General features: G+C 45.8%; 9 protein-coding genes and 3 pseudogenes. 5 read left to right on the top strand and 7 right to left on the bottom strand.

Annotated elements, in window-relative coordinates; genetic code table 11:
- Nucleotides 1–10: 10 nt before the first annotated feature.
- The 4 genes from DWW10_RS17185 to DWW10_RS17170 are packed head-to-tail and all read right to left on the bottom strand — an operon-like array spanning nucleotide 11 to nucleotide 6,154.
- Nucleotides 11–2,230: a DUF5682 family protein gene (locus DWW10_RS17185; RefSeq protein ID WP_118421977.1), complete on the bottom strand. Its 2,220-nt coding sequence runs from the start codon at nucleotides 2,228–2,230 to the stop codon at nucleotides 11–13.
- A gap of 39 nt (nucleotides 2,231–2,269) precedes the next feature.
- On the bottom strand, nucleotides 2,270–3,349 hold the full coding sequence (locus tag DWW10_RS17180; protein WP_029328066.1) for an ATP-binding protein: 1,080 nt from the start codon (nucleotides 3,347–3,349) through the stop codon (nucleotides 2,270–2,272).
- Between the two features lie 11 nt (nucleotides 3,350–3,360).
- Nucleotides 3,361–4,839 carry a DUF5691 domain-containing protein gene (locus DWW10_RS17175; RefSeq protein ID WP_118421976.1) on the bottom strand — a complete coding sequence of 493 codons (1,479 nt, stop codon included), beginning with the start codon at nucleotides 4,837–4,839 and terminating at the stop codon, nucleotides 3,361–3,363.
- The gene (locus DWW10_RS17170) at nucleotides 4,826–6,154 is read right to left on the bottom strand and encodes an SWIM zinc finger family protein (protein ID WP_118421975.1); all 1,329 of its coding nucleotides are present in this window, start codon (nucleotides 6,152–6,154) and stop codon (nucleotides 4,826–4,828) included. The genes DWW10_RS17175 and DWW10_RS17170 overlap by 14 nt, the downstream gene beginning before the upstream one ends.
- Nucleotides 6,155–6,353: 199 nt before the next feature.
- On the opposite strand from DWW10_RS17170, the gene DWW10_RS17165 reads away from it, so the two are divergent.
- Nucleotides 6,354–7,274, top strand: a complete 921-nt coding sequence (locus tag DWW10_RS17165; RefSeq protein ID WP_182021448.1) for a homocysteine S-methyltransferase family protein — start codon at nucleotides 6,354–6,356, stop codon at nucleotides 7,272–7,274.
- Nucleotides 7,275–7,349: 75 nt separating this feature from the next.
- Nucleotides 7,350–7,985 carry a SagB/ThcOx family dehydrogenase gene (locus tag DWW10_RS17160; RefSeq protein WP_182021446.1) on the top strand — a complete coding sequence of 212 codons (636 nt, stop codon included), beginning with the start codon at nucleotides 7,350–7,352 and terminating at the stop codon, nucleotides 7,983–7,985.
- Nucleotides 7,986–8,076: 91 nt separating this feature from the next.
- Here the strand turns inward: DWW10_RS17160 and DWW10_RS17155 are convergent, their stop codons facing one another.
- Both DWW10_RS17155 and DWW10_RS17150 read right to left on the bottom strand, forming a co-directional pair.
- Nucleotides 8,077–9,207, bottom strand: a complete 1,131-nt coding sequence (locus DWW10_RS17155) for an OmpA family protein (protein WP_118421973.1) — start codon at nucleotides 9,205–9,207, stop codon at nucleotides 8,077–8,079.
- Nucleotides 9,208–9,694: 487 nt separating this feature from the next.
- Nucleotides 9,695–10,330: an HU family DNA-binding protein gene (locus DWW10_RS17150; protein WP_022391736.1), complete on the bottom strand. Its 636-nt coding sequence runs from the start codon at nucleotides 10,328–10,330 to the stop codon at nucleotides 9,695–9,697.
- A gap of 414 nt (nucleotides 10,331–10,744) precedes the next feature.
- Between DWW10_RS17150 and DWW10_RS17145 the strand changes: the two genes are divergently transcribed.
- The 3 genes and pseudogenes from DWW10_RS17145 to DWW10_RS17135 all read left to right on the top strand — a co-directional run.
- The gene (locus DWW10_RS17145) at nucleotides 10,745–12,835 is read left to right on the top strand and encodes a BT4734/BF3469 family protein (RefSeq protein ID WP_118421972.1); all 2,091 of its coding nucleotides are present in this window, start codon (nucleotides 10,745–10,747) and stop codon (nucleotides 12,833–12,835) included.
- Nucleotides 12,835–13,736, top strand: a pseudogene (locus tag DWW10_RS17140) (helix-turn-helix domain-containing protein). The gene DWW10_RS17145 and the pseudogene DWW10_RS17140 overlap by 1 nt, the downstream one beginning before the upstream one ends.
- 82 nt (nucleotides 13,737–13,818) lie before the next feature.
- Nucleotides 13,819–14,091 (top strand): annotated as a pseudogene (locus tag DWW10_RS17135) (aldo/keto reductase); the annotation flags it as partial.
- Nucleotides 14,092–14,134: 43 nt separating this feature from the next.
- Here the strand turns inward: DWW10_RS17135 and DWW10_RS17130 are convergent.
- Nucleotides 14,135–14,653 (bottom strand): annotated as a pseudogene (locus DWW10_RS17130) (transketolase); the annotation flags it as partial.
- Nucleotides 14,654–14,667: the final 14 nt, after the last annotated feature.

Genomic DNA, 14,667 nt, shown 5'->3' with positions numbered 1-14,667 from the left:
TGCTTTCTCTTTACTTCGTTTCAATTCCTAATAACCGGTGAATCAAGGGAATCACCCTCACAGCTTCCTCTTCATTGTGTGAAGTTGCTGAGGCTGTTGCAGTCTGTATGCCGCCTGCACCACCCGCCTTGGCTTTCTCACCCAACTTCCGGCGTTCTGCGGGACTGAACTCGCTGAACGTGCGTTTCAGTATGGGAAGCAGTTCCATGAAGGTTTCTTTTTCCTGCGAACATACCCAGTTATTTACCAGGTTCCACAAATTATCATCCAGCAGCAGAATGGAACCGGAAGAACGGAGGAAACCTTCGAACCAGTAGGCCATATCTGCCGGAGCATTACCGATGGAAGAATAATAACTAAGGGTATTCTGCGCTTCTTCGGCTGAAATGTCTCCCTTGTCGTTCAGCAGCCGTGTGGCATAGCCGGACAACAGCGGATGTACATTAACGGATGTACGCACCTGGCGGATAAATTCCAGCCACATCCTGTTCAGTTCCAGATCATTGAGAGTGGAAACTGCGTAATCCGTAGACACCAGTTTGTTGAGTATGTCCGTAGCGGCCTCTTCGTCTATATTGATACAAACAAGTACTCCACCTGCAAGGATACGGGCAATCATAGCTTGGAGCATATCGCCTACCTTTGAGAAATCCAGATTACGGACATTGCCGTAGCGGACGATATTTACCAGATCGGGTACTGCCTCCATCATCTCGATGATATCAGTGGAGGCAGCCGAGAGGCGGTCGAGTTGCACCGTCATGGCTTCCACTAAGTCCGGTAGATTGGCAGGGATTACCCGGTCGAGCAGCCGGGTGAGTTCCGGAATATGCCGTATCTCTTTCGTCTGTTTGAGCAGAAACTTCTGCGTTGCTTCTTCCAGTGTATTTCCCCAGATAGCCTTTTCGATGATGCTTATAATCTGTTCCGGCTTGTGGTAGAGTGTCCATTTTTCTTTGAAAGTACCTTTACCGTCAGTACTGCCCGGAATTGCCCAATCTATGTCGAGCAGGTGCAGGCGATGGAAGAAGATACTTCTATCCAGATCATTCGGTTTACGAAGGTCGAGGGTCAGCTCTTTGATTTCGGCTGTAAATGGAACACGCAGCCGTTTTTGAGTCTTTTCCACATCTACCAGCAAGGGAACTTTGGGTACATCATCGGGAACACGCCCCAGACGGTTACTGATGATAAGTTCTTCCTTGATGATCTGTAAAAGGATATCGTCGCCAAAGCCCATGACGGTGGTGATGGCTTCATTAAACTCAGCCAGTGAAGGGGTGGGGAGATTGCGTAAAGCAGCCGTCACCTGTGCCAGACGCACAGTTTCGATGACGTGGGCTACGGAGATATCCATATTCTTCTTGCGGAAAAGGGAAGCAGCCTGACTGATCCAGAGGGTACCGTCGTCCTGCGGATGATGCCAAAGATAATGATACCAGCCCGGAGATTCTATACCGGCTCCGTATCCGCTGCGGAAAGCAAGCCGGTCGTATGTCCAGGGAATCCAGGTACATTCTATTTTTATTTTGGGCAGTCCTTTCAGCAGTTCGTTATCCTCTTTTACTTTAGGCATATTTTCGAGGGCGGGCACATGCCAGGCACCACAGACCACGGCGATGCGTTCGAAGTTTTCTTTCTGTGCCGTGCGGATCATCTTACGCATCCAGGCTTCGCGGAGCTGGTCACGGGGAGAGGTATGTTCGGGAAGTTCCTCCCGCAATGCAGTTACGGCTTCTTTCACAGCCTGAAATACATCGGCACTGTCTTTGCGGTGCTCAATGGTAGTTTCCCACCATGATTCCCCGTCTGTATATCCGGCCGCTTCTGCCAGATAGTCAAAAGGATCTCTGTATACGGTGGGGATAATCTCCTCCTGTTGCTCTTCGGTTGTATTATGGGGCTCCTGATTTTGCGCCATCGAATGTACCAGTGGCAAATCGAAGAAGCGTAACGGTACTTCGTTCCGCAGGGCGTAAACTATCGTCTGCCATTCCGGAGAGAATTCGGCAAACGGATAGAACACCGCATTCTGTGGCTGGTCGGGTTGATAGGCGAGTAAGGCGACGGGTGGTTCCATCTGCTCATTCAGCACGCATGGAAGCAGAGTCTCGGCTTCTGCCGGACCTTCCAGCAAGATGAGATCGGGCTGAAGCTCTTGCAGGTATTCCAGTACGTTCCGGCATGAACCGGGACCGTGATGCCTTATTCCTAATAAGTGAATTGCCATTCTTTTAATCTTTTAGTTCGTATGATGGAGTGGGAGGTATCAGATCATATCCCTTGATGCACGGTAGATATCTTTCCATCCGTCGCGGTTCTTCACTACCGTCTCCATGTATTCCTGCCATACCACTTTATCCTGTACCGGGTCTTTCACCACTGCTCCGAGAATGCCCGAAACAAGGTCTTCGGCATGTATCTGTCCGTCTCCGAAATAACCTGCCATGGCCAGACCGTTATTTACCACCGAGATAGCCTCGGCCGTACTTAATGTACCACTGGGTGCTTTCAACTTCGTCTTTCCATCATTGGTAGCTCCCTGCCGCAGTTCACGGAAAATGGTTACTACACGACGGATTTCTTCAAGCGCAGGTTTCTCTGCCGGAAGTTGCATCACCTTTTCAAAGCTTTCCACGCGGCGGCGTACAATGTCTATCTCTTCGTCAATCGTATCCGGCAAAGGAAGAATAACGGTATTGAAACGGCGTTTCAAGGCGCTCGACAGATCATTGACTCCTTTGTCGCGGTTGTTTGCTGTTGCAATGATATTGAAACCGCGTATCGCTTGTACTTCTTTATTCAACTCCGGAACCGGAAGTGTTTTCTCCGAAAGAATCGTGATCAGAGTATCCTGCACGTCAGAGCCGATACGTGTCAACTCCTCGATACGTCCTATCTTGCCTTCCTGCATGGCCTTCATTATTGGGGTTTGCACCAGTGCGCCTTCACTGGGCCCTTCTGCCAGCAGTCGAGCATAGTTCCAACCGTAGCGGATGGCTTCTTCTCCTGTTCCGGCAGTACCTTGCACTATCAGTGTGGAGTTACCGGAAATGGCAGCAGCAATATGCTCGCTCACCCAGCTTTTCGCCGTACCGGGAAGTCCGTATAGCAGCAATGCGCGGTCTGTTACCAGGGTAGCTACTGCTATCTCCATCAGACGGCGGTTACCTATATATTTAGGTGAAACTTCAAATCCGTTCTTCAGTTTGCCACCCATCAGGTAGGTGACTACCGATTGCGGAGACATTTCCCAATTTTCGGGAACAGAGTTTGTTTCATTCTTTTTCAGTTCGTGCAGCTCTTCTGCGAATTGCTGTTCGGCATGTTGTCTAAGTAAGGTACTCATATTGTTTTGTATTATTTATTGTCATTAAACAAGCTGTTTATTTTTTCTTTCATTCTCATATATTCCGCTGTCAGTCGGCAGAATTTGGCAATGGCATGGTCGGCATCGTATGCCACTGCCTGTTGTTCCACTTTGGGCAACATCTCCGGAGGAAAGTATAGCGACAGGCGTTCTGCCATCTCTTTCGGATAATAGTAATAATTGCTATGGAACAATCTTTGTAAAGCTCGTGTGGAGAATTTTATTCCCCATTGCGTCCCGTCCGTATTATACCAGGGTTCGGGAATATAATTGCTCTTGCTGTCTGTCTGGAAGTTGATTTCTTCCCGTTGCTCCGGCGTCAGTAATCCCATCAGCGAAGAGGCATAGGCTTCATTTGAATCTTCTTTCAGGGTTTGATACGCCCACAGATTGTCACCGAAGTTTTCTATCGGCTGGCATAAGTTGAAGTAGGAACCGAATGGTGGTTTCTTTGCCAGTTTTGCGGCGGCTTTCTCCAGTGAACAGTCGTAAAACTCTGCCCAGAAACTGAGCGGTACACGTTCGGCGAGCTGGCGGAGCAGAAACTCTTCATCTTTTTCTTTCTTGTTGGAACTGACCTCTTCCAAACCCAATTTCTTCATCTCAGGTGTAAAGGTGATTTTATCGTATGACCAACCCAGCAACATCTTATAATGAAGTTTTCCACGCAGCAGGTCACAGTATGTTTTTACCAGTTCCGAGTCGGGCAGACTGCATAAGAGGCGACGGGCGGTTTCTTTTACATTACTGCTTCGGTCGGTAGTGGCAATCTCTTGCAGGAAGCTTTCATCCGCTTTACTCAGATTGGCGCGCAGGCATTGTATCAGTTCGTCGCGGTGGGCGGCAGATTCATTTTTCAGTTCGGTTTGCAGCAAGGCAAGTCCCTGTCCGGGGTTCTCTTTTCTCAGGCGTTGCAGCATCCGCTTTCGTTCTTCATGCGAGGCTGTTTCCCAGGTTTCGTTTCCGGTATCTCCCCAGTCCGGTAATTCCATGTGGGTAAGCAGCCAGCGTCCACGGTTACCTGTTAAGGAAGAAAGCAGTGCTTGCTCTTCGTGCTTATCGGGATTATTGCGGTCGTAGGCATGTGAGATTAGCGTCCGCAGATAGAATGGCGGAATAAGCTTGTTGCACCGGGCAGCTTTCCGGTAAGCATATAATAAAAGATACCGGTTCTGTTCATTGACCATCTGAATCAGCAGGTCGCCGATATTCCGGTCGAAATAGGGCAGACTGTCATCCGGAGCTTCATTCATGGTGATAGCTTCTCCGGTAGGTAACGGTTCCATTCCGGCACGGCTGTAGGCGAAAGTCAGGGCTGAAAACTGATAGAAAGCGTCTTCCGCATCTTCGCTCTTTTCTTGCAGCAGTCGGAAGTTTTCTTCCAGAGTTTCCGGTAAACCGTTTGGAATGAATTCTTTGGCAGCGGTTCCCAATAAGGCTGCATTAATGATTGGTTCAGTTACGTTCATCTCTCCAAATATAATAGTCAGATTGATACCACATTGAATTTAGCTCCCAGCAATTGGCGTCTGCCAGAAAGAAGGCGGCAAACGGCTTTCCACCCGTGACGGATAGAATGTCTGTTCGGGTGATGTCTTGCATCTGCACAGGCATCAGTTCATTGTTTGCATCCTGCACACAGAGTTGTTTCCCTTGAACAGCCAGTCGCAGATTTTCTACTAATACGGGTACATTTTCGGCAAATGGGTTCTGTTGCAGGGCTTTCCTGTATCGGGCGGTTGCTTCTTGCAGATTCGCACAGAAGTGTGGGGTAACCGCTTCTTCGGATAATTCACATTCTTTGAATAAGGCGCGAAGACTGCCTACTCCTTTATAATAACAGAGTTTTCCGTCGTAGGTACTGCCGGGAACAAGATTGAATTCCGCCAAGGTTCCGGGAACTGTGAAACTGAGATAGATGGCGAAACGATTGCTCCGACATCCGTATAGCCAGTAAATATCATTATTCAGCTCGTTTATCTTCTGACTTCTCTTATGGAGTACCAGCCACTGGTCGGTAATTGTTTCACCCGCCAGCACATCCTCTTTTGCTTGCGGATAACCTATCTGTGTGCGGATTTCCTGTTGCCACTCTTCCGGTTGCAGGTCCAGGTTCCGGTAACTCTTCATCAGGAGGTAGAGTTTTCCGAGTTGGTCGGTTAACTTGTATTTCCAACTTTCCTCGTAGAAGTTTATTTCCTGAATGGCTTTCAACCGATTGGCAAGTCCGGGAGCCTGGGCGTCTACCATACGGCGGGCAATACCGTCGAAAAGAGTATAAGCCCGTTCCGGTATATTGATTAACCCGTTGCGTAGCAGGTCTTTCAGCCAAATCTCCAGTTCATCAATACCGTTCAGCACCTTTTGGTGGCGCATAGCCTGACGTTTGGCTTGTGCAGCTTCATCTACAGGCGTGTCGCTTTTGGCTTTCTGTTCCTTCTTTTCGGCTTTTTCTTCCCGCTTGGAAAGCCAGGAAGTCACCCATTCCGGTTCGTCCGCTTCTTTGAACTGCTCTGCCTGTGCGGCATATAGAAATAAGAGTCCCAATCCATGCTTGCATGGAAACTTCCGGCTGGGACAGGAACATTTGAATGCTACGTTTTTTGTATCGATTACGGTCTGGTATGGAGTTTTCCCGCTTCCCTGGCAATGCCCCCAGATAGCACGGTCACTGTGTTCCAGCAACACCCACTTGGCTCTTGTCGCCAACCCTTTTCCGGCTTTTACGGAGGCTGCATCCGGGGCTAATTGTATGATTTGTTCTTCTGTTAGATTTAATAACATGATAATCTTAGTCAGCTATTAGTGTGTTTTTAGATTGCAAGTATAATGCTTTTTTTCTGTTTTTCAGATTTTTCGAAGAGAAGAGTTTTCTGTTTTTACCGGAAATCATTTGATCCGTATTCTTAAAGCCGGGAAAGATTCTGTAACTTTGCGGCAACAGGTATCACATACCTGCGAGTAATATATAAAACCGACTTGTATGGATTTTGAAACTTGCATAGCCTCTCATTCTTCAGTTCTGATGGAGGGGGCATTGGGAGAACGATTGAAGCGTGAGTATGGTCTCACCATCAATGGCAGTGTAGCTATGGCTGATTTGATTTATAGTCAACAGGGGCGGGTGGCATTGGAAACTCTTTGGCGGGGCTATATGGAGATTGCTGAAAAATACAATCTACCGTTCTTGGCTACCACTCCAACCAGACGGGCTAATAAGCAGCAAGTTATTCAGGCCGGATATGATGAGGCTATTATTGAGGATAATGTCAGGTTCCTCCGTAAGATAAAGGAGACATCAAATATTGAAATGTATATTGGCGGTCTGATGGGGTGTAAAGGAGATGCTTATACAGGCGCCGGTGCTCTGAACATTGAGGAAGCTCGCGACTTTCATCATTGGCAGGCGCAACTATTTAAACTTGCGAAAGCAGATTTCTTGTATGCAGGAATTATGCCTGTGTTGGCTGAGGCAACGGGTATGGCGAGGGCTATGTCCGATACCGGAATCCCCTATATCATTAGTTTTACCATCCAAAAAGACGGGAAACTTATTGATGGGCATACCATCGACTATGCTATCCGCTTTATCGACGATAATGTATCTCGCAAACCGGTGTGCTATATGACAAACTGTGTACATCCCTGCATCGTCTATGAAGCTCTTGCGCACAACTTTAACCAAACCGATACTGTCCGGACGCGGTTCATTGGCATTCAGGCCAACACTTCCGCATTGTCTTATAGTGAACTGGACGGTTCCGCTGATCTGCAATCTTCTTCTCCTGCCGACTTGGCTGAAGGTATGATGAAATTGAAATCAGAATATGATTTTAGGATATTTGGCGGCTGTTGCGGAACGGATGATACACATATGGAAGAAATCGCTAAGTCTATACGTTGAAGTTTGTAATGGAGGATTGAATCAATACCATTCTTTTTCGTATATTTGCCTCTTAACTTTTAAAATACCACAGTTATGAGAAAAGTACAACTATTGTTAGTTTGTTTAGTGCTTTCAGTGGCTGCTTCTGCTGCTGATAAGGTAATTAAGTTACCAAAGCCCAATTTGAATCGTGCCGGTACGGTAATGAAAGCATTGTCTGAACGTCAGTCTACACGTGAATATGCTTCGAAAGCATTGAGCCTTGCTGACTTGTCGGATTTATTGTGGGCTGCTAACGGAATCAATCGTTCGGAGTCTGGAAAGCGGACAGCTCCATCGGCTTTGAATAAGCAGGATGTAGATGTATACGTGATATTACCCGAAGGGAGCTATGTGTACGATGCGAAAAATCATCAGTTAAATCTGGTTTCTGAAGGAGATCACCGCGATGCTGTTGCAGGTGGTCAGACTTTTGTAAAAGCGGCTCCGGTATCTTTGGTACTGGTCAGTGATGTTTCTCTCTTTGGCGATGCTCAGAAACCACAAAATCAGGCGGTTGGAGCTATAGATGTTGGTATCGTTTCGCAGAATATCTCTTTATTCTGTGCTAATGCTAAATTGGCTACAGTGCCACGAGGTTCGATGGATGCCACTCAGTTGAAGAAAGTATTGAAACTGAAAGATAGTCAGATTCCTATGTTGAATCATCCTGTAGGGTACTTTAAATAATAGAATAAGAAATGAGGGTGTGTCGGAACTCTCATAAACTAAAAATCCCCCTCGCTACAACTATCTGTGGCGAGGGGGATTTAAATTTTGTTTATTTGGCATCTTCAATAATAGAGCAGATACTAACCCGGTTCCAGTCTGGTTCTGTGAACATGTCACCCACTCCCTGACCTTCGGCAGTAATACGTGACGGGTTGATTTTATACTTATTGACCAAGATTGTCTTTACGGCTTCGGCACGTGCTTTAGCTATTCTTGCATTGACTTCGGCACTACCTTCCGGTGAAGCGTATCCCTTAATCACCACTGTTGTGTTTGCGTGTTTCTTCATGTAAGAAGCTACACGTTCCACATTTGGCAACTGAGAGGCATCGACTGTAGATTTACCTTGTCTGAAAGTTACGATGGATTCCGGAATACGGCTGGTTTCCACTATTGTTTCAACAGGAACTACCCGGTTCTGTAAATTGTTGACTTCTTGTTGCAATGCGCTGATCTTCTGTGCGTCGACATTGATCTGACCATTTTTCTCATTCACTTGTGAGCGAAGATTATTGATAGAATTGTTAAGGTCGCTTATTTCAGCCGGATCATAGAGTTTAGCCAAGGTAAAGTGATGGCTTCCGTTGCTACCACCAAAGTGGTAAGCTACACCTGCCGTTAGTTCAAAGGCGGCATTGTTCACATTGAATCGGCTACGGTTGTAGTCGCCTTGCATATCATATACCAATGCTGGTTTGACTCCTATCGTCCAGGCTTTAGCTTCTCCGAGATTGAAGTTGAAATTCATTCCGAAGCGGCTGGACCAGGAGTTCACATCTCCAGGGCCGTCCATGTAGTAGTGCAGCCATCCCGCACCGGCTACGGCCTCTACTTCGAATATGCGCGGAGTACCTGTATAGCCTGCGAACAGGTTCATCAGGTTAACCTTACCCAATAAACTAAGGTCTGAGGCATCAAAAGCTGTCTTACTGTTCGAGGTGTTTATATATCCCATACCTTGAACTCCCAGTCCGAAAACGGGGGTAAGTTGCTTGGTAAGCTCAATTCCCAAAGCCGGGCGGGCATTCTTGAAGAAAGCGCTGTGGCTTACAGGAGTTATAATACCGGTTTTTAGTTCTATAGACCAATTGTCTGTGAATTTGCTGCCTTGTACGGTAGTCTGGGCATTTGCAGTCAATGCTGCTAAAACAAATGCTGATAAAATAATTGATTTTTTCATAATTGAAATGCATTAATAGTTGATACAATAAAATATAACATGCCCTGAAGTAGTTTATTTGTTTGCTCTTTTCAGGAATAAAGCGGGAGGGTTAGGTTGCAGATTTCTTGTTTGCTTTGATCTTTGTTAAGTTTAAAGTTAGTTTAATCATATAATCTACTCTTTCTCGAATCCCGTTCATTAACGTAACAGCGATTCTTTCTTTAAAAATTTAATTTTCTTCTTCATAATTCATTATTTTAAATTCATAATTAAGGTTGCTGTTCATTTGTAACAACATAATCTTTGAAACATGGTTCGATGTATGAAAGGGTAATTAACAATAATTTAATGATTGCTCAGAGATTCAATAAAAAGTTGGTTCAGGTTACTCTCACTACCCTCACTGCTGAAATATCTTATTGATAATTAGAATATTAAGTGTGGGTGAGAGTAAAAATCCAGCGTGAGGGTAAACCGCTTACTCTCACGCCGGATTTTTACATTTTTACATCATAACTTCTTCTGTTATACCGTAATACCCCACATTTGGCGCATATATCGGTTGGTTCTGTAATCCGATGTTTTTTAGCTTTCCTTCCCCGCGTAAACGGCGGATATGCCCCATTGCAGTCGATTTCATCATGCCGCATACCCTTTGGAAGTCACTTCTTGTCATCATGTGGTGCTGACTGAAGTAGATGGTTAGTCGGCTGTCTATTTCTTCGTCCGATAATTTGTTGGAGTGTCCATTGTGTTTTATATTCTTCAGTTTCACATTTCCGATTTCACTCCTCAGATCCTGATCCGCCCGGAATTTGATGCCTTTCAGCCTTACTTTCGTATTCTTCCGTTTTGTATCTTCTTTTATTTCTTCCGTGCAGGTCAGGGTAGGGTGGAAGTAACCGATACCATCCAGATGTACCTGTCTGCCCTCCGCCAGTTCTTCACCCATTGCATGAGACAGGGCGTCGAGCACGGCGGACACATCCGTTTCCGTCAGTGAACAACGTTCTTGGATTTTGCGTCGCAATCGGTCGGTTCCTGTTTTTCCATTCAGCGTGATGCGTGCATGAAGTTTCGTTTCTTCTTGTGGCTGGTTGGGAGCCACCGGGTTTTCGTACCATTCAAATAAGATTGCCATAGTTGCTTGTTTTAATTATAAGGTGTTAATTTGTTTTACATTAGGGACTATTCTGTTTCCTCCTAAGGAACATCCCGCTCACCCTTAGGAACGATTGGATATTAACCTTGGTCAACGAGCCTGTTAACCTTGGTTACTCGGCCTGTTGACCTTCATTAATGAGCCTGTTGACCAAGGTTAACACTCAATAAGACTTACTACAAAGATACAAAACAAGCAGGGCAAAGTCAAGTGATTCCCTGTCTTTTTTCAATTATTATTGAAGCTTTTACTTTGAAATGAATGGGCTGAACTTTTTTGAGATAAATATAGAATAATATACTTAAATACTTGACTTTCGCTTTTAGGAATGGTATCTTTGTAACTATTTAAAGGAATTATACTATATAAATAAAATTCAAAGCAAGTAATGATATGAAAATCACTTCAATAAGACATGACAAAGATACAGGCAGGGAAATGATGACCGTTTATGATGCCGATGTATTGATGGAGAAGATGAAAACGGAAACCAGAGACGGGTATGTAACGGGGTTACGAACTGTCATACCTCAGTTGGAAAGTAGTGGCTCTACATTCGTTCATATTGACAAACTTCCGCGTGTCTATCCTGCCGTGGAGTATGCCCGCACTAAAGACGGAGGGCGAAGGATGAAACAATACAATGGTCTGGTTCAGCTTGAAGTGAAGAAGCTGGCTGGACTGGCGGAAGCTGAACTGGTGAAACGTCAGGCGATGCTGCTTCCTCAGACGTTTGCCGCTTTTTGCGGTTCCAGCGGAAGGAGTGTGAAGATCTGGGTGTGTTTCGCCTTACCGGATGGAAACTTACCGAAGCGCGAACAGGAAGCTGCGCTGTTTCATGCCCATGCCTATCGCTTGGCGGTGAGTTGCTATCAGCCGTTGTTCCCGTTTCCCATTGCCTTGAAAGAGCCTTCACTGATGCAAAGCTGCCGGATGACGCTCGATGAACATCCCGGATACAATCCTCATGCGGTACCTTTCTGTCTGGAACAGCCATTCTCCATGCCCGGAGAACAGACCTTCCGGCAACGGCAGTTGGCTGAGAAAAATCCGTTGCTGAGGCTGGAACCGGGTTTTGAAACATCGCAGACCTTCACCATGCTTTTTGAAACCGCCCTCGATAAGGCGCTCCGGGATATGGAGAACTGGCGACGGGGAGATGACCTTCAACCGTTGCTTGTCCGCCTTGCGGAGTATTGCTACAAGGCGGGCATACCGGAAGAGGAAGTTGTGAGGCAGACGATTATTCATTATTATGCACAGGCGGAGGAGCAAACAGTACGTGCCATGGTTCATAATATTTACCAAGAGTCTAAGGGCTTTGGCTCTAAAACTATTTTGACTCCGGAGCAGGATACCGCTTTGCGTCTGGAAGAGTTTATGGAACGGCGCTATGAGTTTCGTTACAACACGGTGTTGAATGATCTGGAATACCGTCAGCGGGATTCCATTCATTTCTATTTCAGACCGGTGGATCGGAGGGTACGCAATACGGTGGCGATTAATGCCCTGAAAGAGGGGATTCGTGCCTGGGACCGTGACGTGGAGCGTTATCTGACATCAGAGTATGTGTCTTTGTACAATCCTGTTGAAGAATACCTTTGCAGTGTGGGGCGTTGGGACGGAAAAGACCGCATCCGGGCGCTTGCCAATCTTGTGCCATGCAATAATCCGCATTGGCGGGAGTTGTTTTATCGCTGGTTTCTCAGTATGGTGGCTCACTGGCGTGGGCTCGACCGCCAACATGGAAACAGTACGTCGCCATTGCTGGTTGGGGCACAGGGGTATCGTAAATCTACCTATTGTCGCATTATTTTGCCGCCTGAACTGCGTTTCGGATATACGGATAGTCTTGATTTTAAGAGCAAACAGGATGCGGAGCGTTATCTGGGGCGTTTTCTGTTGGTGAACTTGGATGAGTTTGATCAGATTAGCTCTAATCAGCAGGGCTTTCTGAAACATCTTTTGCAGAAACCTGTGGCAAATTTGCGGAAACCTTACGGTGCTACCATCCAGGAAGTGCGCCGTTATGCCTCGTTTATCGGTACCAGTAATCAGATGGACCTGCTTACCGATCCCAGCGGTAGCCGCCGTTTTATCTGTATCGAAGTGACTGCACCTATTGATACGAATGTCACCATCAACTACAAGCAATTGTATGCTCAGGCCATGGATGCCATTTATAAAGGTGAGCGCTACTGGTTGAATGATGAGGACGAAGCTATCCTGAAAGAGACCAACCGGGATTTTGAACAGGTCAGTCCGCTCGAACAGCTTTTCCACTGCTATTTCCGGGTGACGGAAGAAGAACGGGAAGGGGAATGGCTGACCGCAATGGAGATATTCAATTATCTACAGCAGAAAACCCGCGATAAACTGTCGGTCAGCAAAATAGGGCACTTCGGCCGTTCGCTGAAGAAATTGGATATTCCTTGTAAGAAGTCGAATAGGGGGACAGTGTATCATTTAGTGAGACTTGGATAATGGTTGAAACAATTCCTCAATTCTACAAGAGAATACAACGTTGCGATCCGAAACTGGATGCAACTTATTCTAAAGGGAAAGAATATTTCAATATCTTTTCCCGCCAGTGCAATTTCGGTACTGTGCAATTCAGCTATCGGGATTTCTATAAAGTAACTTTAATCATGGGTGTTGGGAAATTATATTATGCTGATAAATGGATTCTGGTAGATCGTCCGGCGCTGCTGTTTTCCAATCCTCTTGTGCCTTATGCTTGGGAGTCTGTCAGTGAAGAGCAGAGGGGTATGTTCTGCATTTTTAATGAGCAGTTTGTGCAATCCGAAGAGAAGAACGGCTCTTTGGCGAATACACCTTTATTTAAACTGACGGGTGATAAAGTCTTCTTCCTGGATGAATCTCAACTGATGAAAGTACAAAATATATATGCTCAGATGCAGGAAGAGATACAATCCGGTTACGCAGGTACACTTGATGTGTTGCGTTGTTATCTTCATTTACTGATACATACGGCCATGAGGATGCAGGATGCTAATCAGTATGAATCGCATCCGAATGCTTCACAGCGTATTGCAGAATTGTTTATGGAGTTACTGGAAAGGCAATTTCCGATAGATTATCCCCGTGCTGCATTAGTTCTGCGTACGTCGACTGATTATGCTAATCGGTTGTCTGTGTATGTGAACCATCTGAATAAGGTTATTAAAGAAACGACAGGAAAAACGACCTCAGTACTTATTGCAGAAAGAATCATCAAAGAAGCTGTTCAATATCTGCAACATAGCAATCTCTCTATTTCATGGCATTTGGACTGGGCTTTGAGTCTGTTTCCTACTTTACTAAGTTCTTTCGTAAACATACAGGTAAGTCGCCAATTGAAGTTAGGGGGAAGGTAAATATTTGATTTGTACAAAGGATGATTTGAATAGTGCTTATCTGTCCGTACGCTAACACCTAACTTTACACCGAAATGAAATATTAAAATTATGAAGTACAGAAAATTAGGTAAAATAGATGTACGACTTTCCGCTATCGGACTGGGTTGTATGGGAATGAGTGCTGCGTATGGAGTGGCGGACGAAAAAGAGAGTATCGCAACGCTGCATCGTGCCTTGGAATTGGGTATAAACTTTTGGGATACGGCTGATGTGTATGGTAATGAAGCCAATGAGGAACTGCTTTCGAAGATGGTAAGTGAAAAAAGAAACCGGATTTTTATTGCTACGAAGTTCGGCTTTCGTTTACATAATAATCAAGGCCAATAGCGTCCCAGTTTACTTTCGGAGTCTTGGCCGAGAACCACAGTTTCAGTTTGGCTGCCAGTCCAGGATTAGCTTTAGTCCATTCCCTGAGATATTTCTTCCTAGAAATATAAACATAAATCGTCTGGTTCATAGCATCACCCAAGCGGGCTTTTAGGAATTTGGCAGCGATGGCAGCGCCTACTGTAAGGGTATGTCCCTGTCCCAGCGGGCCGGAAATATTTTCAATACCACGCATGATGTTCACTTCGGGATGCCCTGGAGTCGGGCTTCCCTACTGGCGGAACTGTGCCAGTTCTTCTATGGTAAACTTGCCAGTCAGTGCCAATGTGGAGTACAACATCGGCGACATGTGACCCGGATCAAGGAAGAAACGGTCACGACCTTCCCAATAGGGATTTTCAGGATCATATACTAAAAACTCAGAGAAGAGCGCGTTCATAAAATCAACACCCCCCATGGCTCCGCCCGGGTGTCCGGAATTGGCTTTCTCTACCATTGAGGCAGCAAGAATACGGATATTGTTTGCTGCACGATTCATTAAATGTTTTTCATTCATCTTTTTATTGTCCA

This window comes from Bacteroides intestinalis, assembly GCF_003464595.1.
In the GTDB taxonomy this organism is placed as follows: Bacteria; Bacteroidota; Bacteroidia; order Bacteroidales; family Bacteroidaceae; genus Bacteroides; species Bacteroides intestinalis_A.
Note: the sequence above shows the minus strand (reverse complement) of the source record. Positions and strands in the feature narration are given on the sequence as shown.

Excerpts from the sequence above, each read along its gene's own strand:
- DWW10_RS17145 (WP_118421972.1), top strand. The coding sequence starts at position 10,745 with ATGAAAATCACTTCAATAAGACATGACAAAGATACAGGCAGGGAAATG.
- DWW10_RS17160 (WP_182021446.1), top strand. The coding sequence starts at position 7,350 with ATGAGAAAAGTACAACTATTGTTAGTTTGTTTAGTGCTTTCAGTGGCT.
- DWW10_RS17170 (WP_118421975.1), bottom strand. The coding sequence starts at position 6,154 with ATGTTATTAAATCTAACAGAAGAACAAATCATACAATTAGCCCCGGAT.
- DWW10_RS17180 (WP_029328066.1), bottom strand. The coding sequence starts at position 3,349 with ATGAGTACCTTACTTAGACAACATGCCGAACAGCAATTCGCAGAAGAG.
- DWW10_RS17175 (WP_118421976.1), bottom strand. The coding sequence starts at position 4,839 with ATGAACGTAACTGAACCAATCATTAATGCAGCCTTATTGGGAACCGCT.
- DWW10_RS17155 (WP_118421973.1), bottom strand. The coding sequence starts at position 9,207 with ATGAAAAAATCAATTATTTTATCAGCATTTGTTTTAGCAGCATTGACT.
- DWW10_RS17165 (WP_182021448.1), top strand. The coding sequence starts at position 6,354 with ATGGATTTTGAAACTTGCATAGCCTCTCATTCTTCAGTTCTGATGGAG.
- DWW10_RS17185 (WP_118421977.1), bottom strand. The coding sequence starts at position 2,230 with ATGGCAATTCACTTATTAGGAATAAGGCATCACGGTCCCGGTTCATGC.
- DWW10_RS17150 (WP_022391736.1), bottom strand. The coding sequence starts at position 10,330 with ATGGCAATCTTATTTGAATGGTACGAAAACCCGGTGGCTCCCAACCAG.